Annotated in this window: 21 protein-coding genes; 4 read left to right on the top strand and 17 right to left on the bottom strand. The window is 70.9% G+C overall.

All coding sequences use genetic code 11. From position 1 onward, the window contains the following. Positions 1-42: 42 nt before the first annotated feature. The 4 genes from hisH to AB0N80_RS11960 all read right to left on the bottom strand — a co-directional run bounded on the left by hisH (position 43) and on the right by AB0N80_RS11960 (position 2,829). The gene (gene hisH, locus AB0N80_RS11975) at positions 43-693 is read right to left on the bottom strand and encodes an imidazole glycerol phosphate synthase subunit HisH (RefSeq protein ID WP_315993073.1); all 651 of its coding nucleotides are present in this window, start codon (positions 691-693) and stop codon (positions 43-45) included. Further along, positions 690-1,304, bottom strand: a complete 615-nt coding sequence (gene hisB, locus AB0N80_RS11970; protein ID WP_315993074.1) for an imidazoleglycerol-phosphate dehydratase HisB — start codon at positions 1,302-1,304, stop codon at positions 690-692. The genes hisH and hisB overlap by 4 nt, the downstream gene beginning before the upstream one ends. Next, positions 1,301-2,395 (bottom strand): histidinol-phosphate transaminase, encoded by a 1,095-nt coding sequence (locus AB0N80_RS11965; protein ID WP_315994575.1) that lies wholly within the window; start codon positions 2,393-2,395, stop codon positions 1,301-1,303. Before AB0N80_RS11965 ends, hisB begins: the two co-directional genes overlap by 4 nt. 83 nt (positions 2,396-2,478) lie before the next feature. Further along, positions 2,479-2,829, bottom strand: a complete 351-nt coding sequence (locus AB0N80_RS11960; RefSeq protein WP_315993075.1) for a LysM peptidoglycan-binding domain-containing protein — start codon at positions 2,827-2,829, stop codon at positions 2,479-2,481. Between the two features lie 258 nt (positions 2,830-3,087). Between AB0N80_RS11960 and lexA the strand changes: the two genes are divergently transcribed. Together lexA and AB0N80_RS11950 are read left to right on the top strand one after the other, a co-directional pair. After that, on the top strand, positions 3,088-3,777 hold the full coding sequence (lexA, locus tag AB0N80_RS11955) for a transcriptional repressor LexA (protein WP_013583385.1): 690 nt from the start codon (positions 3,088-3,090) through the stop codon (positions 3,775-3,777). A gap of 117 nt (positions 3,778-3,894) precedes the next feature. Beyond that, positions 3,895-5,781, top strand: coding sequence for a prolyl oligopeptidase family serine peptidase (locus AB0N80_RS11950; protein ID WP_363578821.1), 1,887 nt, complete (start codon positions 3,895-3,897; stop codon positions 5,779-5,781). A 108-nt stretch (positions 5,782-5,889) separates the two neighbouring features. Here AB0N80_RS11950 and hflX read toward each other — a convergent pair whose 3' ends face one another. Next, entirely contained in the window at positions 5,890-7,407 is a 1,518-nt protein-coding gene (hflX, locus tag AB0N80_RS11945) for a GTPase HflX (protein ID WP_363392558.1), read from the bottom strand. A gap of 97 nt (positions 7,408-7,504) precedes the next feature. Here hflX and AB0N80_RS11940 point away from each other — a divergent pair, with 97 nt between their 5' ends. Further along, complete coding sequence (locus AB0N80_RS11940) at positions 7,505-8,149, top strand: methyltransferase (protein WP_363392561.1); 645 nt, start codon at positions 7,505-7,507, stop codon at positions 8,147-8,149. Positions 8,150-8,332: 183 nt separating this feature from the next. Here AB0N80_RS11940 and dapF read toward each other — a convergent pair whose 3' ends face one another. The 4 genes from dapF to miaB are packed head-to-tail and all read right to left on the bottom strand — an operon-like array spanning position 8,333 to position 12,159. Continuing rightward, the gene (dapF, locus tag AB0N80_RS11935; RefSeq protein WP_315993080.1) at positions 8,333-9,187 is read right to left on the bottom strand and encodes a diaminopimelate epimerase; all 855 of its coding nucleotides are present in this window, start codon (positions 9,185-9,187) and stop codon (positions 8,333-8,335) included. Between the two features lie 58 nt (positions 9,188-9,245). Next, positions 9,246-9,686 carry a GNAT family acetyltransferase gene (locus tag AB0N80_RS11930; protein WP_315993081.1) on the bottom strand — a complete coding sequence of 147 codons (441 nt, stop codon included), beginning with the start codon at positions 9,684-9,686 and terminating at the stop codon, positions 9,246-9,248. Then, positions 9,683-10,615: a tRNA (adenosine(37)-N6)-dimethylallyltransferase MiaA gene (gene miaA / locus AB0N80_RS11925; RefSeq protein WP_315993082.1), complete on the bottom strand. Its 933-nt coding sequence runs from the start codon at positions 10,613-10,615 to the stop codon at positions 9,683-9,685. The genes AB0N80_RS11930 and miaA overlap by 4 nt, the downstream gene beginning before the upstream one ends. Beyond that, positions 10,612-12,159, bottom strand: coding sequence for a tRNA (N6-isopentenyl adenosine(37)-C2)-methylthiotransferase MiaB (gene miaB / locus AB0N80_RS11920; protein WP_315993083.1), 1,548 nt, complete (start codon positions 12,157-12,159; stop codon positions 10,612-10,614). Before miaB ends, miaA begins: the two co-directional genes overlap by 4 nt. Before the next feature lie 171 nt (positions 12,160-12,330). Here miaB and AB0N80_RS11915 point away from each other — a divergent pair, with 171 nt between their 5' ends. Further along, positions 12,331-14,925, top strand: coding sequence for a LuxR C-terminal-related transcriptional regulator (locus AB0N80_RS11915; protein ID WP_363578820.1), 2,595 nt, complete (start codon positions 12,331-12,333; stop codon positions 14,923-14,925). Between the two features lie 112 nt (positions 14,926-15,037). On the opposite strand, the gene AB0N80_RS11910 is transcribed toward AB0N80_RS11915, so the two are convergent. The 8 genes from AB0N80_RS11910 to AB0N80_RS11875 form a co-directional block, all read right to left on the bottom strand. Further along, complete coding sequence (locus AB0N80_RS11910; protein WP_363578819.1) at positions 15,038-16,159, bottom strand: regulatory protein RecX; 1,122 nt, start codon at positions 16,157-16,159, stop codon at positions 15,038-15,040. Beyond that, positions 16,159-17,211 (bottom strand): recombinase RecA, encoded by a 1,053-nt coding sequence (gene recA, locus AB0N80_RS11905; protein WP_315993086.1) that lies wholly within the window; start codon positions 17,209-17,211, stop codon positions 16,159-16,161. Before recA ends, AB0N80_RS11910 begins: the two co-directional genes overlap by 1 nt. A gap of 372 nt (positions 17,212-17,583) precedes the next feature. Then, entirely contained in the window at positions 17,584-17,808 is a 225-nt protein-coding gene (locus AB0N80_RS11900; RefSeq protein WP_108319447.1) for a DUF3046 domain-containing protein, read from the bottom strand. A 12-nt stretch (positions 17,809-17,820) separates the two neighbouring features. Further along, positions 17,821-18,129 carry a helix-turn-helix transcriptional regulator gene (locus tag AB0N80_RS11895; protein ID WP_108319449.1) on the bottom strand — a complete coding sequence of 103 codons (309 nt, stop codon included), beginning with the start codon at positions 18,127-18,129 and terminating at the stop codon, positions 17,821-17,823. 172 nt (positions 18,130-18,301) lie between these two features. Further along, positions 18,302-18,829: a CinA family protein gene (locus AB0N80_RS11890; RefSeq protein ID WP_315993087.1), complete on the bottom strand. Its 528-nt coding sequence runs from the start codon at positions 18,827-18,829 to the stop codon at positions 18,302-18,304. Further along, the gene (gene pgsA / locus AB0N80_RS11885) at positions 18,826-19,413 is read right to left on the bottom strand and encodes a CDP-diacylglycerol--glycerol-3-phosphate 3-phosphatidyltransferase (RefSeq protein WP_363578818.1); all 588 of its coding nucleotides are present in this window, start codon (positions 19,411-19,413) and stop codon (positions 18,826-18,828) included. Before pgsA ends, AB0N80_RS11890 begins: the two co-directional genes overlap by 4 nt. After that, the gene (locus tag AB0N80_RS11880) at positions 19,413-22,127 is read right to left on the bottom strand and encodes a DNA translocase FtsK 4TM domain-containing protein (RefSeq protein ID WP_363578817.1); all 2,715 of its coding nucleotides are present in this window, start codon (positions 22,125-22,127) and stop codon (positions 19,413-19,415) included. The genes pgsA and AB0N80_RS11880 overlap by 1 nt, the downstream gene beginning before the upstream one ends. Positions 22,128-22,177: 50 nt before the next feature. Then, positions 22,178-22,669 carry a GNAT family N-acetyltransferase gene (locus tag AB0N80_RS11875; protein ID WP_315993090.1) on the bottom strand — a complete coding sequence of 164 codons (492 nt, stop codon included), beginning with the start codon at positions 22,667-22,669 and terminating at the stop codon, positions 22,178-22,180. Positions 22,670-22,777 lie beyond the last annotated feature (108 nt).

The raw sequence follows: 22,777 nt of genomic DNA, 5'->3' as shown, positions 1-22,777 counted from the left end.
CCTCGTGCCGGTAGGCGCCTCTCGCCAGCCCCGGGCACGAGGTCACACAGTAGTCGTGCGCAGGCCGTCGATCCAATTGGCGAGAAGACGGATGCCGGCATCTCCCGACTTCTCGGGGTGGAACTGCGTCGCGGCCAGTGGACCGTTCTCGACCGCGGCGATGAAGGGGGCACCGTACGTGCACCACGTCACGGCGGGCTGCGGGAACGGCGGCGTGACCTCGAGCGACCACTCCTGCGCCGCGTACGAGTGGACGAAGTAGAAGCGCTCCCGTTCGATGCCCTCGAAAAGACGCGATCCCTCCCCCGCGGCGACCGTGTTCCAACCCATGTGCGGCAGCACGGGGGCGGCGAGCTCGTCGACGGTGCCCGGCCACTCACCGAGTCCGGGCGTGTCTGTGCCGCGCTCGATGCCGCGCTCGAACATCACCTGCATGCCGACGCAGATGCCGAGCACCGGACGACCGCCCGCGAGCCGCCGATCGATGATCTCGCCCCCACGACTGGCGTTCAGGGCGCCCATGACGGCGCTGAACGCGCCGACGCCGGGGACGAGGAGGCCGTCGGCGTCCATCAGCAACGAGCGGTCGGATGTCAGCCGCGCGTCGGCTCCGGCTTCGACGAGCGCCTTGACCGCGGAGTGGACGTTGCCCGAGCCGTAATCGAGGACGGCGACGACCGGCTTGGCCGTCACAGCGCGCCCTTCGTGCTCGGGATGCCGTCGACGAACGGGTCGAGGGCCTTGGCCTGACGGAAGGCACGCGCGAACGCCTTGTACTCCGCCTCGGCGATGTGGTGCGGATCGCGTCCCCCGACGACGCGCACGTGCACGGTGAGGCCGCCGTGGATCGAGATGGCCTCGAACGAGTGGCGCACGAGCGAGCCGGTGAAGTGCCCGCCGATCAGGTGGTGCTCGAAGCCCGCGGGCTCCCCCGTGTGCACGAGGTAGGGGCGTCCGCTGATGTCGACGACCGCCTGCGCCAGAGCTTCGTCGAGCGGAACGAGCGCGTCGCCGTACCGCGCGATGCCGGACTTGTCTCCGAGCGCCTGGCGGATCGCCTGGCCCAGGACGATGGAGGTGTCTTCGACGGTGTGGTGCGCGTCGATGTGGGTGTCGCCCGTCGCGCGCACGCGCAGGTCGGTCAGGGAGTGCTTCGCGAACGCCGTCAGCATGTGATCGAAGAACGGGACGCTCGTGGAGATGTCGCTGACGCCGCGACCGTCGAGGTCGAGCTCGAGCTCGACGCGGGACTCGCTCGTCTCGCGCGTGATCGAGGCGGTGCGGGGGGTGGCGGGGGCGGTCATGCTCGGGATCCTATCGAGGCGAGGGCGTCCAGGAACGCGGTGGTCTCGTCGGCCGTTCCGGCCGAGACGCGGAGGTGGTGGGGGATGCCGACGTCGCGGATCAGCACGCCCCGGTCGTAGAGCGCCTTCCACGTCGCGGCGGGATCGTCGACGCCCCCGAAGAGGACGAAGTTCGTCCAGGACTCGTGCGCCGTGTACCCCAGCGCCGACACGGTCGCCGAGATGCGGTCGCGCTGCGCGACGATCTCGTCGACCATCGAGAGCATGGTGTCGGCGTGCCCGAGAGCGGCCGTCGCGGCGGCCTGCGTCAGCGCGCTGAGGTGGTACGGCAGCCGTACCAGGCGGAGCGCGTCGACGAACGCCGGGTCGGCGGCGAGGTAGCCGACGCGGGCTCCCGCAAAGGCGAACGCCTTGCTCATGGTGCGCGAGACGACCAGCCGCGGGCGCCCGGGCAGCAGCGAGATGGCCGACGGCTCATCGCGCGGGGCGAACTCCTCGTAGGCCTCGTCGACGATGACGACCCCCTCGAAGGCGTCGTACACGGCCTCGATGACGTCGAGGCGCAGGGGGGTGCCCGTGGGGTTGTTGGGGGCGCAGAGGAAGACGATGTCGGGACGCTGCTCGCGCACCTGCGTCGCCGCGGACTCGGCGGAGAGGGTGAAGTCGTGCGCGCGCTCCCCGGCGATCCACCGGGCGCCCGTGGCGCGGGTGAGGATCGGGTACATCGAGTAGGTGGGGGCGAATCCCATCGCCGTGCGGCCAGGACCGCCGAACGCCTGGAGGATGTGTTGGAGGACCTCGTTCGAGCCGTTGGCCGCCCAGATCTGATCGGGGTTCAGTCCGTGCCCGAGGTACTGCGCGAAGGCCTCACGGAGAGTGGTGAATTCGCGGTCGGGATACCGGTTGACATCGCGGAGGGCGCGAGCCACGGCATCCAGGATGTCGTCGGCGACTTCGGACGGAACGGGGTGCGTGTTCTCGTTCACGTTCAGCGCCACGGGCAGCGCGGCCTGCGGTGCCCCATAGGGCGTCATGCCCCGGAGATCGTCGCGAAGCGGGAGGTCGTCGAGGCGTACGTTCACCTCACCCATCGTAGGCGGCGGTGACACCGACGGATCACGCTCGCGGGTCGGGCGGATCGCCCCTGCCGTCGGCGTCGATCCCGTGCGGACGGTCAGTTCGCGGGAGCGTATTCGGCGGGGATGGCGATGCGCTGACCCGCCGTGACGGAACCGCCGGACAGGGCGTTGAGACGCGAGATCTCGGCGACCACATCGCGCGGGTCGGCCGCGGGCGCGAGCTCCTCGGCGATCGACCACAACGTCTCGCCGCTCATGACGGTGATCTCGGTGAACGACCCGACGGGCGCCCCGGCCTCGTTCGAGGCGAGCGCGGCTCCCCCGCCGACGACGGCGAAACCCAGGGCGATGGCGAGGGGAAGGGCGACCAGGAACGCGACGACACGGCGTCCGCGCGCGGTGATGCGCAGGCGGGTGGTCGGGGCGGTGATGGCGATGCTGCTCATGATGTGCTCCTCGGTGGGGAGAGATTCGCACCCCGCCCTCGGCCGGGAGGGCGGGGGTGCGAATCTGTATTCCGAATCTATCTTCGATACTTTCGATGTGTCAAGACCGCGGATATCGCAGACGGATCGAACGCGACACGCGCGCCGTTCCCTGCCTTCCGGCTCGTTCACCGGATACGGTTTCGACACGGAGACCTCATCACCAACCTCCGACATTCGAATTTCCGCCGCATCGACAGCGGCGCGAGGGGAGCACAGATGACCGACGCGACGACCGCCGCCGGCCGCGAACGTCCGCAGACTCGGCGACGCAAGAACCTGAGCGACAAGCAGCTCGCCATCCTCGAGGTCATCCAGCGATCGATCGCCCGGCACGGCTACCCGCCGAGCATGCGCGAGATCGGCGACGCGGTCGGCCTGAAGTCGCTGTCGAGCGTGACCCACCAGCTCAACCAGCTGGAACTGAGCGGCTACCTGCGGCGCGACCCGGGCAAGACGCGCGCCATGGAGGTCCTCATCGACCTCCCCGGTGCCGCCGCCGAGAACCCGGCCGACACGGCTCCCGCGCTGGGCGACGCCGCCCTCGTGCCCCTCGTCGGCCGCATCGCCGCCGGCGTGCCCATCACCGCCGACCAGCAGGTGGAGGAGATCTTCCCCCTCCCCCGCCAACTGGTGGGCAAGGGCGAGCTCTTCATGCTCAAGGTGTCGGGCGACTCGATGATCGACGCCGCCATCTGCGACGGCGACTGGGTCGTCGTGCGATCGCAGGCGACGGCCGAGAACGGCGAGATCGTCGCCGCGATGCTCGACGGCGAGGCGACCGTGAAGACGTTCCGCCGCCGCGACGGCCACACCTGGCTGCTCCCCCGCAACAGCGCGTTCGAGCCGATCCTGGGCGACGAGGCCGTCGTGCTCGGCCGCGTCGTCGCCGTCCTGCGCGCCGTCTGACCTTCCCCGCCCCGGGGCCGGATGCGCGCTCGGGCGTGGCATCCGCCCCTCTCGGCTCGCTCGTCGCGAGTACCGGGGATCTCCGTCGATGTCGGATGCCCTGCCTAGGCTGGAGTCATGGCTGACACCCTCCCCTACGGTTCCTGGCCCTCCCCGATCACGCCCGCGTCCGTCGCCCAGGCCTCGCCGCGCGTCGACGGCGCACGACTGGTGGGAGACGAGGTGTGGTGGGGCGAGTCCGTCCCCCACGAGGCCGGTCGCGTCGCCGTGAAGCGTCGCCGCGGCGACGGCTCCGTCGAGACGGTGCTTCCCGCACCCGCCGACGCGCGCTCCGCGGTGCACGAGTACGGTGGCGGCGCCTGGACGGCGTCCGACGACGGGGAGCTGTACTACGTCGAGAAGGCCGACCAGCGGGTCTACGCGCTCCGCCCGGGCGAGACCTCGCGCCCGCTGACCCCCGCCGACGACGCCGTGCGACACGGCGGACTGCGCTGGGAGCACGGGGTCCTCCTCGCCGTGCGCGAGACCCACGGGTCGTCGCGGGTCCCGGCCCGGGCCATCGTCCGCATCCCCCTCGACGGGCCGGCGGAGGTCCTCGCCGAGGGCAGTGACTTCCTGGCCCAGCCGGCCCTCTCGCCCGACGGTCGCCGCCTGGCCTGGGTGGCCTGGGATCACCCCGACATGCCGTGGGATGCCACCGTCCTCCGCGTCGCCGACCTCGAGACGGGCGAGGTCCACGACGTCGCGGGCGGTGCGCACCGCGCGCCCGTGCAACCCGTGTGGATCGCGGACGACGAGCTCCTCTACGCGGACGATCCCGAAGGCCGATGGAACCTCTTCCGTCGCCCCCTCGACGGCGATGCGCAGCCGCTCGCCCCGGCGGACGCCGACACCGGCGGGGGCCTGTGGGTACTCGGAACCCGGTGGTTCGGAGCGGCCGACGACGGGCGCGTCGTCGCCGTCCGGACGAACGGGGCCGATGAGGTCGTCGAGATCGCACCGAGCGGCGTCCGTCCCCTCGACGTCCCCGTCGTCGCCGGCGCCGCGATCGACGACGCCCGCGGGTCGCAGGTGCTCGTCTCGGGTTCGGACGCCGGCGGGCGATCGGGCCTCTGGATCGTCGACCTCGATTCCGGCGCTGTCGACCTCGTGACGGGAGGCGCCGGCCCGTGGGGAGACGAATGGATGCCGACGGCCCGCGCGCTGTCGACGGACGGACCGCACGGTCCGGTGCACGCTTTCGCCTACGCCCCCACCAACCCCGACGTCGCCCCCGTGACAGGCGAGCGCCCGCCGTACGTCGTGCTCGTCCACGGCGGACCCACCTCGCACGTCGGCCCCGCTCCGTCGGCGAAGACGGCGTTCTTCACGAGCCGGGGTATCGGCGTCCTCGACGTCAACTACGGCGGTTCCACCGGCTACGGGCGCGCCTATCGGGACCGCCTGAAGGGACAGTGGGGCGCGGTCGACGTCGATGACGTCGCCGCCGCGGCATCCGCCCTCGCGGAAGCGGGACTCGCCGACCCCGAGCGCCTCGCCATCGCGGGAGGCTCGGCCGGGGGCTGGACGGTGCTCGCCGCCGTCACGCGCACCGACGTGTTCGCAGCCGGCATCTCCCGCTACGGGGTGGGCGACGCACGCGCCCTCGCGGAAGACACCCACGACTTCGAGGCGCGCTACCTCGACGGGCTCATCGGGCCTCTGCCCGATGCCGAGGCCGTGTACGTCGAGCGCTCACCCCTGAGCCGCCCGGAGCTCTTCCGTGTGCCGCTGCTGATCCTGCAGGGATCGGAAGACCGGGTGGTCCCCCCGTCGCAGGCGGAGGCCATCCGCGACGCCCTGACGGCGCACGGCGTCCCGCACGCGTACGTCCTGTACGAGGGCGAGGGGCACGGGTTCCGCCGGTCGGAGACGGTGATCGACTCCCTCGAGCGCGAACTCGGCTTCCTCGGCGCGGTGTTCGGCTTCGAGACCCCGGGTATCCCCGCGCTCGAGCTCGACTGAGCCGACGCCTTCCGGGCGACTCACCCGCGGCGCCGACGCGCCGAAGAGCGCCCCCACGGCGATGGGCCCCCGCGCGTACGCGCAGGGGCCCATCGTGCCGCGCGGGCCTCAGCCGTCGAACGCCGCCAGCTCGGCGGCGAGCCGGGCGCCGACGTGAGCGTGCAGATAGGTGCCGTTCTCGCGGTGCTCCTGCGCCACGATGAGGCCGCTCTCGTGCACCGCCGACACGAGGTCGCCGCGGTCGTACGGAACGACCGCCTGCACCTCGACCGCCGGCAACGGCAGCGCCTCTTCGATCGCGGCACGCAGTTCGGCGATGCCCTCACCGGTGCGCGACGACACGAATTTCGCGTTCGGAGCGAGACCCCGCAGCACGAGCCGGTCGTCTTCGCTCACGAGATCGGACTTGTTGAAGACGACGATCTCCTGCCCGAAGTTCGCGTCGACATCGCCCATCACGTCGCGCACCGTCATGAGCTGGGCGGCCGGGTCGGGATGCGACGCGTCGACCACGTGCAGGATGACGTCCGCGTCGCCGACCTCTTCGAGCGTGGAGCGGAAGGCTTCGACCAGCTGATGCGGGAGGTTGCGCACGAAGCCCACGGTGTCGGTCAGCGTGTACACGCGCCCGTCGGTGGTCTCGGAGCGGCGGACCGTGGCATCCAGGGTCGCGAAGAGGGCGTTCTCCACGAGCACTCCGGCGCTCGTGAGGCGGTTGAGCAGGCTCGACTTGCCCGCGTTGGTGTACCCGGCGATCGCCACCGACGGGATCGTGTGGCGCTTGCGCTCGGCGCGCTTGGCCTCACGGGCGGGGGCGAAGTCGCGCAGCTGCTTGCGCAGCTGGGCCATACGCGTACGGATGCGGCGACGGTCGAGCTCGATCTTCGTCTCACCGGGTCCGCGGGATCCCATGCCCGCTCCGCCTGCACCGACCTGTCCGCCGGCCTGGCGCGACATCGAGTCACCCCATCCGCGCAGTCGCGGGAGAAGGTATTCGAGCTGCGCGAGTTCGACCTGGGCCTTGCCCTCACGGCTCTTCGCGTGCTGGCTGAAGATGTCGAGGATGACCGTCGTGCGGTCGATCACCTTCACCTTCACGACGTCTTCGAGCGCACGCCGCTGGCTGGGCGCGAGCTCCGTGTCGGCGATGACGGTGTCGGCGCCGACGGCGGCGACGATGTCGCGAAGCTCCGCGGCCTTGCCCCGGCCGACGTAGGTCGCCGGATCGGGGTGGGGCCGACGCTGCAGGACGCCGTCGAGCACGACCGCTCCGGCCGTTTCGGCGAGCGCCGACAACTCGCGCAGGGAGTTCTCCGCATCCGTCTGCTCCCCCTGGGGGTGCACGCCGACGAGCACGACGTTCTCGAGGCGCAACTGGCGGTACTCGACCTCGGTGACGTCTTCGAGCTCGGTCGACAGGCCGACGACACGGCGCAGCGCCGCGCGTTCCTCGCGGTCCCACTGGTCGCCGTCGCTGTCGCCGCCGTACGCGGTGGTGCTGTCTTGAAGGGCCTGAGCGGCACCGAAGACCCGGACCCCGCGGTGCGCTTCGGCGCGCGCGAGCACACGGTCGACCGGATCCACGGCTGACGCGTCGATGCTCGGGGGTGTGGTCTGTTCGGTCATGTGTTCCTTTCGTCGCGGGCGGGGCCCGCGGTGGTACTGATGTTCTGGCACTTTATCCGGCCCGGCGCCCGAGGCTCCGGTCGGATATCCTGTGCGGATGGGGAGCGAGCACTACTTCAGCGCGTCGCCGTCGAGTCCCGAGCAGCTCCGCCGCATCCGCGTGACGCTGGCCGGTCGCGAACTCGAGGTGGTCACGGCGGGCGGCGTCTTCAGCCCCGAGCACGTGGATGCCGGCACCTCGGTGCTGCTGGCCAACACGCCTCCCCCGCCCGCCGGTGGGAACTTCCTCGACCTGGGGTGCGGGTGGGGTCCGATCTCGTTGTCGCTGGCGCTCGCGTCACCGCACGCGACCGTGTGGGCGGTCGACGTCAACGAACGTGCTCTCGATCTCGTGAGGCGCAATGCCGAGTCGCTCGGCCTCACCAACATCAACGCCGTGCGCCCGGAAGATGTTCCCGACGACGTGACGTTCCGCACCATCCGGTCGAACCCGCCGATCCGGGTCGGCAAGAACGAGCTGCACAGCATGCTCCAGCACTGGATCCCGCGCCTGCAGGAGCGCAGCGACGGCTGGTTCGTCGTCCAGCGCAACCTCGGCTCCGATTCCCTGCAGCGCTGGCTCGCGGCGACCTTCCCCGAGGGCTACGGCGTCCAGCGCGCCGCCACCGGCCGCGGGTACCGCGTCCTGCGGGTGCGCCGCCACGGCTCGCCCCCGAGCGAACTCATCGACGTCGTCCGCTGAGCCGACGGCATCCGCCGCGCCGTCGCCGGAGGGGGCGCGGACGGGAGCGGAGCCCCGTCCGCGGTGGAATCATCCGCTCGCGCCCGCGAGCCGGCATCCGGCTGCCACGGCTCGAGCGCGCACGCGCCGTCTCCCCGCGACGTTTGACGTCACGCGATTCCGCTCCGACGCCCCGTTCCGGTGTCAGGCGAGAGCGACCTCGCCCGTGAACACCAGCGATGCGGGACCCGACAGGAAGACCCGCCCCTCGGCGACGCGCACGCCGAGCGTGCCGCCCGGGGTGTCGACGACCCAGTGATCGGGAGCGGCGGCGCCCGCCCAGTGCCGCACGGCGAGCGCGGCGGCGGCGACGCCCGTTCCGCAGCTGAGGGTCTCGCCGACCCCGCGCTCGAACACGCGCAAGCGGATCGCCCCGACGCCGTCGCGCACGAGCGGGTCGGCCGGGACGACGAATTCGACGTTGGCGCCGTGTCGCGGCGCGGGGTCGAGTACGGGCTGGAAGGTCAGATCGAGCCCCTCGAGCTCGGCATCCGACGACAGGGCGACGACCACGTGCGGGTTGCCGACGTCGATGCCCACCCCCGGGCGCGCGACGCTCAGGCCCTTCGCGCGCACGAGCGTCTCGTCGGCCTCGACCGCGTACGCTCCCAGGTCGACCTCGAACCCGCGGTCGCTGCGCGTGAGGGTCTTCACGCCCGCTCGCGTGCCGATCCGCAGTCCCTCGTCGATGGAGGCGAGACCCGTGTCGGTGAGGTACCGGGCGAAGACGCGCGTGCCGTTGCCGCACATCTCGGCCGCGGATCCGTCGGCGTTGCGGTAATCCATGAACCACTCGGCCCCGGATGCCGCCGCCTCGGCGCCGTCGCGGATCGCGGCGGAGCGCACGACCCGCAGCAACCCGTCGGCGCCGATGCCGAAGTGACGGTCGCACAGCGCGGCGACCTGCGCGTCGGAGAGGTCGAGCTCGCCGTCGGGGTCGGCGACCACCACGAAATCGTTGCCGGTGCCGTGGCCCTTGGTGAACGCGAGAGAGGACATGCGCCCAGTCTACGGACGACCCGCAGCCGGCCATCCGCCGTGCCAGGGCCGGGCGGCCTCAGTCGGGTCGTCCGGGACCGTCGACGATCAGTCGCCGGCCGGTGGCCCAGGTCTCGAACGGCTCGTAGCCGAGCGCGTCGTAGAAGCCCCGCGCTCCGGTGTTGTCGGGGCGCACCATGAGCTGCACCTTGGGGCAGCCCATCTCCTCCAGCAGCCGCTCTGCCTCGGCCACGAGCGTCCGCCCCACTCCCCGCCCGCGGTGCGAGGCCGCGGCGGCCAGGTAGTAGAGCCACCCGCGGTGTCCGTCGTAGCCCGCCATCACGCTGCCGACGAGCGCGTCCCCGTCGACGGCGACGAGGAAGAGCTCGGGCTGCACGGTCAGCTTCCGGCGGATGTCGGCGCGCGGGTCGTTCCAGGGCCTGGTCAGCCCCGCGTCCTCCCACAGGGCGACGACGGCGTCCTCGTCGGACGGCACGAATGCGCGGATCGCGATGGTCATCGATCATCTCCCACTGTCGCGCGCACGAGGTGCGCGGCATCCGTCGTCCGGGCGTCGACGACGCGGGCATCGGCGTAACGGCGGAACCACGACACCTGTCGGCGCGCGTACCGCCGGGTGAGGGCCTGCGTCTGCGCGATGGCCTCCGCGCGCGTCAGGTCGCCGCGCAGCTGGGCGAGCGCCTGCGCGTACCCGATCGCTCGTGACGCCGTGACGCCTCGCTCGAGTCCTTCGCCGCGCAGCCTCTCGACCTCGTCGACGAGGCCCGCGGCCCACATCCCCTCGACGCGCTCGTCGAGCATCGACACGAGCTGCTCGCGTTCCACGTGCGTCGTCACGATACGCGTCGACGGATGCCACGGTTCCGGCGCATCCGGAAGGGCACCGCCGTGCGTCTGGCCGCCCTGGGCCAGCACCTCGAGCGCGCGCACCACGCGTCGCCCGTTGCGCGGGTCGATGTTCGCCGCCGCACGGGGATCGGCCTCGCGGAGCCGCGCGAAGAGCGCACCCGGGCCCTCGCGCCCGAGCTCCGCCTCGAGGCGGGCGCGCAATGCCTCATCCCGCGGGGGGAAACGGAAGTCCCACAGCACGCTCGAGACGTAGAGCCCCGAGCCGCCGACGAGGATCGCCTCGGCGCCCCGGGAGTGGATCTCGGAGATCGCCGCGCGGGCGGCATCCTGGTACCAGGCCACCGCGGCCTCGTCGGTCACCGTGAGATCGTCGAAGAGGTGATGCGGGATGCCGCGGCGCTCGGCGACCGGGATCTTCGCGGTTCCGATGTCCATGCCGCGGTACAGCTGCATCGCGTCGGCGTTCACGATCTCGGCCGGCCGCCCCTCGGCCGCGAGAGCCTCCGCGAGGGCGAGGGAGAGACCGGTCTTGCCGGTGCCGGTGGCTCCGACGACCGCCCAGAGGGACGGGCTCGTCACACGCCCACGCGCAGCGTGGGGAGTCCGAGCGACACCGCGCGCGGCGCGCTGGCTTCGCCGGCGGGCGCCGGCACTGCGCACGACTCGGCCTGCGACCGGTCCCACGCGTCGCCGGCGCGGGTGCGACGGATGCGCAGCGGCGCGCCGTCGACGGCGTCGGCGAGCAGGTGGAAGGGCGCCGCGTGGGTCACCGTGACCGACACGACGTCGCCCGGACGCGGCACGGCCGAGCCCGCCGGCAGCTCGAAGTGCACGAGGCGGTTGTCTTCGGCGCGGCCGGTCAGGCGGTGGGTCTCGGCATCCTTCTTGCCCTCCCCCGCCGAGACGAGGACCTCGAGGGTGCGGCCGAGCTGCTTCTGGTTCTCCTCGGCCGAGATCCGGTCCTGCAGGGCGATCAGCCGCTCGAAGCGCTCCTGCACGACGGCCTTCGGCACCTGATCGGCCATGGTCGCGGCCGGTGTGCCCTCGCGGATCGAGTACTGGAACGTGAAGGCGCTCGAGAACCGCGAGGCCTCGACCACGCGCATGGTCTCTTCGAAGTCTTCGTCGGTCTCGCCCGGGAATCCCACGATGATGTCGGTCGTGATCGCCGCGTGCGGGATGCGCTCGCGCACGCGGTCCAGGATGCCGAGGAACTTCTCGCTGCGGTACGACCGACGCATCGCCTTGAGGATGCGGTCGGAACCGGACTGCAGGGGCATGTGCAGCTGCGGCATGACCGCCGGGGTCTCGGCCATCGCCGCGATGACGTCGTCGGTGAAGGCCGCCGGATGGGGGCTGGTGAACCGGATGCGCTCCAGGCCCTCGATCTCGCCCGCCGCGCGCAGCAGCTTGCCGAACGCGAGACGGTCGCCGAACTCGACGCCGTACGAATTGACATTCTGGCCGAGCAGGGTGACCTCGATCGCGCCGTCGTCGACGAGCAGGCGGATCTCGTTCAGGATGTCGCCCGGGCGGCGGTCCTTCTCCTTGCCGCGCAGGCTCGGCACGATGCAGAACGTGCAGGTGTTGTTGCAACCGACCGAGATCGAGACCCACCCGCTGTGCACCGAGTCGCGCTTGGTGGGCAGCGTGGACGGGAAGATCTCGAGCGACTCGAGGATCTCCAGCTCCGCTTCGCCGTTGTGGCGGGCACGCTCGAGCATGCCGGGGAGCGAGCCCATGTTGTGTGTTCCGAAGACGACGTCGACCCACGGCGCTTTCTGCTGGACGGCTTCTTTGTCCATCTGCGCGAGGCAGCCGCCGACGGCGATCTGCATGCCCGCTCGCGCGTCCTTGCGCGACTTCAGGTGACCCAGTGTTCCGTAGAGCTTTCCCGCGGCGTTGTCGCGCACCGCGCACGTGTTGATGACCACGACGTCGGCCTCGGTGCCCGCCTCGGCGCGCACGTAGCCGGCGCTCTCGAGTGACCCGCTGAGGCGCTCGGAGTCGTGCACGTTCATCTGGCATCCGAACGTGCGGACTTCATAGGTGCGCGCACCGGCGTCGCCCTGGGCGGCGGCGGAGGGCGCGATGAGCGTCGGAGAGGAGACGGGGGTGGTCATGATGCGAGCAATTCTAAAGCCCGTGCCCCCAGACCTCGACGCGTACCGCCGGACGACGCTGATCGCGAAACGCCCACGTTCCTTCGTTCACCGGCCTAGCGGCGCGCATAGCTGATCGATAGTGTGTGCCCACGCTGACCCGTCCGCCTGCGGGTATCCGGGGGGAGAAGTATGCGGACAGAACAGGCGACCTCGTGGTCGCGCGCAGTGATCGGTTCCGATCGGGATGTGATCGACCTGGCATCCCGTGTGCAGGCCGGCGTCTCCATGGTGGTGGCGGGGCCACGTGGAAGCGGCCGTAGCTACGTCCTCCGGGCCATCACGGCGGAGGTCGAGAAGCGCGGACGCGAGGTCATCATCGTCCGGCCGGCCTCAGCGCTGAGGGCCGTCCCATTCGGAGCCCTGGTCGCTACCGGCCACCCCGCCCTGCGCAATCTGAGCGAAGGATCACCGACGCGGATCGAGGGCGTGGTCGTCATCGACGACGTCGACGCCCTCGATCCCGCCTCAGCGCGTGCGCTCGCCCATGCGGTGGCCGCAGGCCGGGCGACCGCTGTCGTCGGGCTGCGCACCGCTCGCCCTCGGTCGCGGTACCGCCCCGATGACGCCGACAAGGTGCGCCGCACGTTCCTCGACCTCTGGATGGACGGCTTCGCTCGACGCATCGACCTGTCGGAGCTCACCGACGACGACGCACGGCGCATGATCGCGCTCTTCCCTGACGCGGATCTGCTCGACGTGCCGACGCGGGCGGGCCTCATCTGGCGCGCGGACGGCTCCCGCACACTGCTGCGTCAGCTCGTGCTGGAGGCGCTCCGGGCTGCCCGCGACGGCCGCGATCCGCTCCGGGCGGTCCGCTCCGTCGCCCCCGACAGCCGACTCGCCGTCGCGGTGGAACGCCACGTCGCCGGCTTTCTGCGGCAGGACCTCGAGTGCCTCGCCGGTGTGCGCCGCCTGGCCCACCTCGAGTTCGCGGTCGCCACACGCCTGTTCGACCCCGAGGCCGTCGGCGCGCTTCTCGGCAGCGGCCTCCTCCACGCCGATTCCTCGGCGGAACAGCGCCTCACGGCCAACGATCTCTTCGCGCTCCAGGCGCACCGGCAACTCGGCGACGATGTCGTCGATGCGATCATCGACGGCGCCGGCAGACGCATGCTCGCCGAGGCCGACCGCTGGTGGAGCTCCACCATCGCGGTCGCCGTCTCCGAACGATGGCACCGTCTCGGTTTCGACGCCTCGGGCGAAACGGCCTATGACCCGGCGCTTCGCGCCCGGGTGGCACTCGACGCGGCGCGAGAGGCGAATGACCGCGGGGACCCCGCCCATGCGGCCGCCCACGCCGCGCGCGGCCTCGCTGCCGTCGATGACCCCGCGCTGCACATCGAAACCGCTCTCGCGCGGCACGACGTGGTCGACCCGGACGGCGTCGTCGCCGACGGTTCCGCCCGCCGCCGGATCGCTCGTCTGCAGGCGTACAGAGCGGCGGCGGGGATGCCGCTCTCCACCGATGCGGCGCGGATCTCGCCCGAGCAGGCCGAGGCGGACGCCCAGGTGGAGCGCCTGCTCGGCGAGGCGGCGCGGGCGGGTGACCGGCTCGACTCCGCGAAGGCGAGCGAACTCGCCGAGCTGGCGATCTCGATCCCCGGCGCCTCGCCCCTGGGGCGACTGCGGGCTCTCGTGACGGCGGGCACCATGGAGACTCTTCGGGGCCGCTGGGCCGTCGCTCGAACCCACTACCGCGACGCGCAACGTCTGCTCGACGCGGACCCACGCCCACCCGGGATCACCACCCGAGATCGGCTGGCGACGTTGCTCTCGCTCCTCGTGGGGCACCAGATCGCCGGGGCCGACGGCACTGCGGCTCAGCACCGCCTCGAACGCGAGCTCGGTCCGGCCGCGCGTGAGGGCGGCTCTTCCGAACTGACCGTCGCGGGCGTCGCCGCGGCCATCGCGTTCGCTGCGTCCGGGCGACCCGTGCAGGCGTATCGCGAGGTGGTCTCGGCCATGCGCCGGGACCCGGCCGCGGTGGGCGACTCCACGGCCGCGATGCTGAGACTGGATGTCGCGGAGGAGTTGGCTCTTGCGCAGCGGCTGGAGGAGGCGCGCGCCATCCTCGCGCATGTCGATGAGGACGGGCCGCTCATCGTGCGTCGCAGCCGCCTCTACGTCGAGACGACCGTCCTGGTCGCGGAGGCGCGGGTCGCCGAGGCGCGTGCCGCCGCGCGCGCCGCCGCCGATCTCAGCCGCGGTTGCACGGCAGCGGCCCTGCGGATTCGCGACCTGTACCGGCTCGTGAGTCTCGACATCGCCGTGCAGGACGAGATCGACGAGCTCGTGCAGCTGGCCGCCACGACGGACCTCCCCCTCGCGACGGACGCGGTTCGCCGGGCGTCGGCTCGGTCAGTCGGAGCCGACGACGCGCGACCCGTCGATGAGCTTCGGCTTCACGCGCTGTGGTCGGCGCCCGCCGCCGAAGCGGTGATCCCCGCTCCCGCACCCGCTCCGGCGCCCGTTGCCTCCCCGCCGCCCGAGGAGCTCACAGCCCGAGAACGTGAGATCGCTCTCCTCGCGAACGAAGGGCTCACCAACCGGGCGATCGCCGCTCGTCTGTTCCTCTCCGTCCGGACCGTGGAGTCCCACGTGTACCAGGCGCGCTCGAAAGTCGGAGCACCGTCGCGGCGCGAGCTCGCGCGCATGGTGGCGCAGGGTGTCGTCGCGCGTCTGCCTGACCCGCAGGATGCCGACGGGAACAGTCGTCAGGGCTGAACGCTCCCCTCACGCCGGTCAGGGATGAACACCGGTCAGGGGCGGACGCACGCCGGTCAGCGGCGAACCCACGCCCCATACGGGTCGAGGGCGAACGCACGCCTCACCCCGGTCAGTCGTCAGGAGTGAAACGCACGCCTGACGTCGGCCGGCTGAAAGACCGCGACCGTCCGATCCCCGCCTCGCTCAGAGCCGTCTTCGCGGCCGACAGAGCCACCGACGACGGATATCCCCGCCGCGCCAGCTGACCGGCCAGCCGCCGGAGCGACGCATCGTAGTCTTTGCCGTCCACGCCGCGGACTTTGGTGCGGGCGAATTCCAGCGCGCGCTCCGCGTCGTCGTCGGGAAGCTCTGCGAGTGCGGCTTCCGCGACGTCTCGGGGGATGCCGCGCTTGCGCAACGTCTCGGCCACAGCCCGACGACCTTCGCCGCGCTTCTCGATCGCCGACATCGCGAGTTGTTCCGCGAACGCCGCGTCGTCGAGATAGCCGAGATCCACGAACTTGACGATCAGCTCTTCGATGACGACCTCGTCCGCGCCGTCGACGCCGCGGAGGGCCGTTCGCGCTTCCGCCAGTGACAACGAGCGCGAACGAAGTTTGCGAAGCAAAAGCGCTTCGGCACGTTCGAGCGCATCGTCGACGTCGGCGTCTGCACCGGTTCCGCGTGAGTCTGTCGCACGGAGCGAAAGCGAATCACCCCCCGGGAGGTTCCACGCCGCGGCGGGGGAATCGTGAGCGGACTCGCCGGACGATGCGTCGCTTCTCAGCGCCCTCAGTCGCGGACGCGACCGAGGGACCGCGACATCACCCGCCGCCGTGGCATCCGCGGCAGCGGCACGACCGCGCGACGGGTGGGCGCCCTCGGAGGCGCGGCCGGAGCGCGTCGCCGCCGACGCCCCGAACAGGGGAATGACCGGTGCGAGATCGGTGTCGACAGCACGCAGGGAAGCCGTCCGGCCCGCGCGCGCGTCGGCGCCGTGACGCGAGGCGGTCGAATCTGTGGGCGCGTCGGCGTCTTCACTCGAGGCGGTCGAGCCTGTGCGCGCGCCGGTGTCGTCGTGACGCGAAGCGGGTGGATCCGCTGGCGCGCTGCCGTCATCGCTCGCGGTTGCGACCCCTGTATCGGTGACATGGGCCCACGGCGAATCCGGCAAATCCGACGCCGAGGAACCCCGCCCGTCTTCGCCGCCTGACGAACGCGGACGGACGGGGCCCTTGGTGTCGTCGCTCATCACGCCGGGCGGCGCTGGGCGAGCTCGTCGTCGGCGGGTGCCGCCACAGCAGGCGCTCCACCGATGCCGAGCTTGGTCTTGATCTTCGACTCGATCTCGGCCGCGACATCCGGGTTCTTGATGAGGAAGTTGCGGGCGTTCTCCTTGCCCTGCCCGAGCTGCTCTCCCTCGTACGTGTACCACGCGCCGGACTTCTTCACGATGGCGTGCTCGACGCCGAAGTCGATCAGGCTGCCCTCGCGTGAGATCCCCACGCCGTAGAGGATGTCGAACTCGGCCTGCTTGAAGGGCGGCGCCATCTTGTTCTTGACGACCTTGACGCGGGTGCGGTTTCCGACTGCTTCGGTGCCGTCTTTCAAGGTCTCGATACGACGGATGTCGAGGCGCACGGAGGCGTAGAACTTCAGCGCCTTTCCACCCGCCGTCGTCTCGGGAGAACCGAAGAAGACACCGATCTTCTCGCGCAGCTGGTTGATGAAGATCGCCGTGGTCTTGGTCGTGTTCAGACCACCCGTCAGCTTGCGGAGCGCCTGCGACATGAGGCGCGCCTGGAGACCGACGTGGGAGTCGCCCATTTCGCCCTTGATCTCGGCCTCGGGCACGAGAGCGGCGACGGAGTCGATGACGACGAGGTCGATCGCGCCGGAGCGGATCAGCATGTCGGCGATCTCGAGGGCCTGCTCACCGGTGTCGGGCTGAGACACGAGCAGAGCGTCGATGTCGACGCCGAGCTTCTTGGCGTACTCGGGGTCGAGCGCGTGCTCGGCGTCGATGAACGCGGCGATGCCGCCGGCACGCTGCGCGTTGGCGATGGCGTGGAGCGTCAGCGTCGTCTTACCCGACGACTCCGGTCCGTAGATCTCGATGATGCGACCGCGCGGCAGGCCGCCGATACCGAGGGCCACGTCGAGGGCGACGGAGCCGGTGGGGATGGTCTCGATCGGGGCGCGGTCGTCGCTGCCCAGTCGCATGACCGAGCCCTTTCCGAACTGCCGGTCGATCTGCGCCAGGGCGGATTCGAGGGCCTTTTCGCGCTCTGCGGGTGAGGGCATGACGTCTTCTTTCTGCTCGCGTTCCGGTCGCCTATAGGCTGTCGCGTCCCCCATCGACGATGGGGGCACCCGACAAGGCGTTCAGAGTGTCGTTCGACGTTCCTCACGTTAGAGAGGGCCTCCGACATTGGTGTCGGGAGACGGCCTTCCTGTGGATGAACGGGGCACGAAGCTCGTTGTGAAGGAGCCTACGCCCGAATCGAACGTAGATTCGATGACACGCCGGGATCTCGTCTGCGAGTCCCGAAAGCCCGGCGGCGCGCTGCCCTGCGGGGCGCGTGCATCAGCCCGCACCCGTTCGGCCCCGATCCGCGCTGTCGAAGGGAGCCGGCCTCACGGGTGGCCGACCGAGGCGATACCGAGATCGACGTCTCAGGACCGACGCGGTTCGAGCCGCCCGACGCCGTACCGACGGTTCTCCGGTACGTCGGTCTCAGCGCAGAGCGCGAGCCACACGTCGCGAGGATCGACGCCGGCCGCGAGAGCATCGGCACTGGTGCGTCCCCCCACCGCCGACAACACGAGATCGGTCAGCAGGGAGCCACCGCGGGCGCCGAACTCATCGGCGACAGCGCGATCGAATTCGCTACGACGCATGCGGACGCGACGTCAGCGCAGCGACAGCTCGGGCTCGACCGCGGCGACGAGTTCGTCGGGGACGACGTCGGGGAAGGTCTGGAGGCCCTCGAGCACGGAGAGCCGGTCGCCCACCTGGCGCATGATGGTCGAGATGGGGACGTCGAGCGCTTCGGCTACCGAAGCGAGGATCTCGCTCGAGGCTTCTTTCTGACCGCGTTCGACCTCGCTGAGATAGCCGAGGGCGACGCTCGCGCGACTGGCGACCTGGCGGAGGGTACGGCCCTTCTGCTGGCGGAGGTCACGCAGGACTTCGCCGATCTCTTGACGAACCAGGATCATTTGGGGCCCTCCTCACTGCTGATTCCGTCGCTGCCCGGATGAGCAACTGTAAAACACCATCTGTGGTCACCCTAATGCCGCGCGCTGTGCACCGGATGGGAATCGCTGGACGAAACCGGAGTGTGCGATCATTTGTTCCCGCACTCGGCGTCGATGCTCCACGGACGAGGATTCACAGGGCCGCGAGGACCCGCCGGATGGCCAGATGGGCGGTCTCCCGGCGGATACGGTCGCGGTCCCCCGCGATCACCAGCGAGTCGACGCGGGTGCCCAGCGGCGTCGAGACCGCGATGTGCACCGTGCCGACGGGCTGTCCGTCCTGCTCGTCAGGACCCGCCACTCCCGTCGTCGCGACGCCGACATCGGCGGGGACGCCGTCCGCACCGAGGACATCTCTGACCCCGCGCGCCATCTGGCGTGCCACGCGAGGATGAACGGCGCCGTGCGCGTCGAGCAGGGCGTGATCGACTCCGAGCACGCTGTGTTTGAGGTCGGTCGCGTAAGCGACCACTCCCCCGCGCACCACCCGCGAAGCGCCCGGCACATCGACGAGAGATGCGACGACGAGACCTCCGGTGAGGGATTCCGCAACGGCGATCGTCCACCCGAGCTCGGCGAGACGGTCCAGCAGCACCGCCGCGCTCTCGCGCGGGTCGCGGACGAGCGTCTCGTCGAGGTCGTCGGGAACGCCGTCGATCACCGGCGCCCTCGGCTCCGCCGTGCAGCACGGACCTCGGTCACGACGTAGTCGATGCCCGAGGCGATGGTCAGGATGACGGCGATCGTCATGGTCACGACCGAGACCCACCACACGGTGCCCTGCCATGCTCCCGCGTCGGAGAGGCCGGCGAACGGGATGAGGGCGATCGAGAGCGCGACGGCCTGGAAGACGGTCTTGAGCTTGCCCATCCACGCCGCGGCGAGCACGTGGTTGCTGACGACGATGAACCGGTAGATCGTGATGCCGATCTCACGGACGAGCACGATGATGGTCACCCACCACGGCAGCTCGCCGAGGATGGACAGCCCGACGAAGGCCACTCCGGTGAGGGCCTTGTCGGCGATCGGGTCGAGCAGCTTGCCGAGATCGCTCACGATCTCGTATCGCCGGGCGATGTACCCGTCGACCCCGTCCGTCGCGATGGCGACGATGAACAGGATGGCGGCGGCCCAGCGGAGTGCACCGCCCTCCCCCGCGTCGGCCAGAAGCAGCCAGAGGAAGACCGGTGCGCACAGGATGCGCACGATCGTGATCGCGTTGGGGAGCTGCGGGTGCACGGCCATCAGTCGCGTCCCGTCAGCTGCCAGGCGTCTTCGGAGCCCTCGTCGTCTTCCACGACAGGCAGCCCTTCGTATTGCGCGTCGATCGGGTCCTCGCCGTACCGGTCGTCGTCGCCGACGGCCGCGGGGGCCTCGGGCGCCTCATCGCCGCGCAGACGCGCAAGGACGGCAGGAAGCTGCTCGTTGGTGACGAGCACGTCGCGGGCCTTCGATCCCTCGGAGGGACCGACGATCTCGCGCGACTCGAGCAGGTCCATCAGGCGCCCCGCTTTCGCGAAACCGACGCGCAGCTTGCGCTGGAGCATCGAGGTCGACCCGAACTGCGTCGAGACCACCAGCTCCGCGGCCGCGAGCAGGAGCTCGAGATCGTCACCGATGTCGGCGTCGATCTCCTTCTTCTCGGCGGCCGCCTGCACGTCGGCGCGGTACTCGGGCCGAGCCTGCTGCGTGACGTGAGCGACGACCTTCTCGATCTCCTGCTCGCTCACCCACGCTCCCTGCACGCGGACGGCCTTGGACGCCCCCATGGGCAGGAAGAGACCGTCGCCCTGACCGATCAACCGGTCGGCACCGGGCTGATCCAGGATGACGCGGGAGTCGGTGACGCTCGTCACGGCGAAGGCGAGGCGCGAGGGCACGTTCGCCTTGATGAGGCCGGTCACGACATCGACCGACGGACGCTGCGTCGCCAGGACGAGGTGGATGCCGCTCGCGCGGGCGAGCTGGGTGATGCGGACGATCGAGTCCTCGACGTCGCGGGGGGCGACCATCATGAGGTCGGCCAGCTCGTCGACGACGACCAGAAGATACGGATAGGGCTTGAGCACCCGCTCGCTCCCGGCCGGCAGCTGGATCTCCCCCGCGACGACCGCCTTGTTGAAGTCGTCGATGTGACGGAAGCCGAACGACGCGAGGTCGTCGTACCGCATGTCCATCTCCTTCACGACCCACTGCAGCGCTTCGGCGGCCTTCTTGGGGTTCGTGATGATCGGCGTGATGAGGTGGGGCACCCCCGCGTAGGACGTCAACTCGACGCGCTTGGGGTCGATGAGCACCATGCGCACGTCGGACGGCTTGGCGCGCATCAGGAGGCTGGTGATCATCGAGTTGACGAAGCTCGACTTGCCCGAACCCGTCGATCCGGCGACCAGAAGGTGGGGCATCTTGGCCAGGTTGGCCACGACGAAGCCGCCGCCGACGTCTTTGCCCACGCCGATGGTCATGGGATGCGTCGACGAGGTCGCGGCATCCGATCGGAGGATGTCGCCGAGCGTCACGATCTCGCGGTCGGCGTTCGGGATCTCGACGCCGATCGCGCTCTTGCCGGGGATCGGGGCGAGGATGCGGACCTCGTTGGAGGCGACGGCGTAGGCGATGTTGTTGGTCAGCGCGGTGATGCGCTCGACCTTCACCCCGGGCCCGACCTCGATCTCGTACTGCGTGACGGTCGGACCGCGCGAGAACCCGGTCACCCGCGCGTCGACCTTGAACTGCTCCATCACGCTCTCGATGGCGGCGACCACCGCGTCGTTCGCCGCGGAGCGGGCCTTGGGGGGCGTCCCGGTCGCGAGCGCCGTCACGGCGGGCAGACGGTAGTTCGCGGCGGGCGGGGCACCGGCACTGTCGCCGCCGAGCCCCGAGATGCCCGGCAGATCGTCGTCGTCGCCCAGATCGATCGACGAGTCGTCGTGCAGACCGCGGCCGGATACGGCACCGGCGAGAGCGCTCGCGTCGAAGACCTCGGTGAGGGCATCGGGCGCGGGCGGGACCGGCGGCGGGGTCGGCGCCTTCGCACGGGGCGCGACGGGCTCCGGCTCGACCATCGCCGACTCGAATCCACCCTGCGTCGTTCCGGGCGAGAGCAGGGTCGTGAGGTCGTCGGAGCCGAGGGATCCGTCGGCGTCCTCTTCGCGGCCAGACCTGTTGCGTCGCCACCAGGGCAGCGACTTCTCGGCGGGCTCGTCGTCGGCGTCGTCGACGGCGAGGACCTTCGTGGTGGCATCGCTCTGCTCGGAGCGCTCGACCCCGAACATCCAGGCGTAGAGATCGCCGAGCCGACGTCCGATGCGGTTGGGGGGCGTCTTGGTGAGGATCAGCACGCTGAGCACTGCCACCAGGGAGAGCGCGATGTAGGCGCCCACGTCGGTGAGCGCGAAGGCCAGGGGCTCCCCCACGATCCAGCCCGCGATGCCGCCCGCCGGGCTGAGGGCGGGCAGTCCGCCTTCGCTCGGCACGGGACGACCACCGGCGACGTGACAGAAGCCGGCGAGCGTGACGATGAAGAGCCCGAATCCGATGCCGACGCGGCCGTTGTCGTGGACGGATGCGGGATGCCGGAAGAGCCAGCCCGCCAGCAGCAGGAGCAGGACGGGGAGCACGAACGCGACGCGGCCGAAGAGCGCGCCGAAGCTGTAGGCGCTGATGAGGGCAGCGGCCTCCGTGCCGATGAAGAACCACTCGACGACCGCACCGAGGACGGCGAGCACGACCAGGAAGAACGGGAAGCCGTCGCGTCGCTGATCGCGCTCCAGGTTCTCGGGGCCGAACGCCCGGAACATCCCGCCGACGCCGTGGGCGACCGCCATCCACGCGCGGGCGGCGACGGGAGGCTTCTCGGGCTCGTCGACGTAGCGCTTCGGCGCGGGCGCCGAGGCTTTCGATCGCGACGACCCCTTCGCGGGGGCGCGACCGCCGGACGGGGACGAGGTACGAGCCATGCCTCCACGGTAGGCGCGACCCCTGACATTCGCAGGTACCGACGCGGGGTTCAGCGCAGGCGCTTGACCATGACGTCGCGGCCGATCCCCCGCCGCACGACGGCGAACGCCTCCGAGCGGTACAACGACACGGCGAAGTTGTCGCGCTCCACGCTGAGGCTGAGGCGCGCATACCCCTCGCCGCGAGCGTGGTCCACGAGGTGCTGCAGCAGGGCTCGTCCCGTTCCGTGAGACCGCCAGACGGGCCGCACGCCGATGATCAGCTCGGGCACGCCCGTTCCGATCCAGGCGAATCCGGGCTCGTCGCGCGGGAACATCCGATACCAGGCGGCGCCGATCGGCTCCCCCGTCGGCGACTCGGCGACGAAGCCCGCGTCGCCCGGCCGCAGCCACCCGGCGATGTATCGGCGATGGTCCGGACTGCTCAGCACCTCGTGACGAGGGCGGGCACCACCGGCGCGCCAGTTGGCGGCCTCGACGGTCATATCGGCGAGGAAGGCGCCGTCGGAACGGACAGCCGCACGGATCGGGAGACCGGGCATGCCCGCATGATAGCGAGCGAGGGCATACCCGCGTGACCACGCCGACCGCCCGGGCGCCCCGAACAGGCCCGCCTCGCCTCACGGCGTGATCGCAGGCGGAACCCGGGA

Origin of the sequence: Microbacterium sp. NPDC089188, from assembly GCF_040685155.1 — a bacterium.
Classification (GTDB): Bacteria; Actinomycetota; Actinomycetes; order Actinomycetales; family Microbacteriaceae; genus Microbacterium; species Microbacterium galbum.
This window is presented reverse-complemented; position numbering and strand designations above follow the sequence as displayed.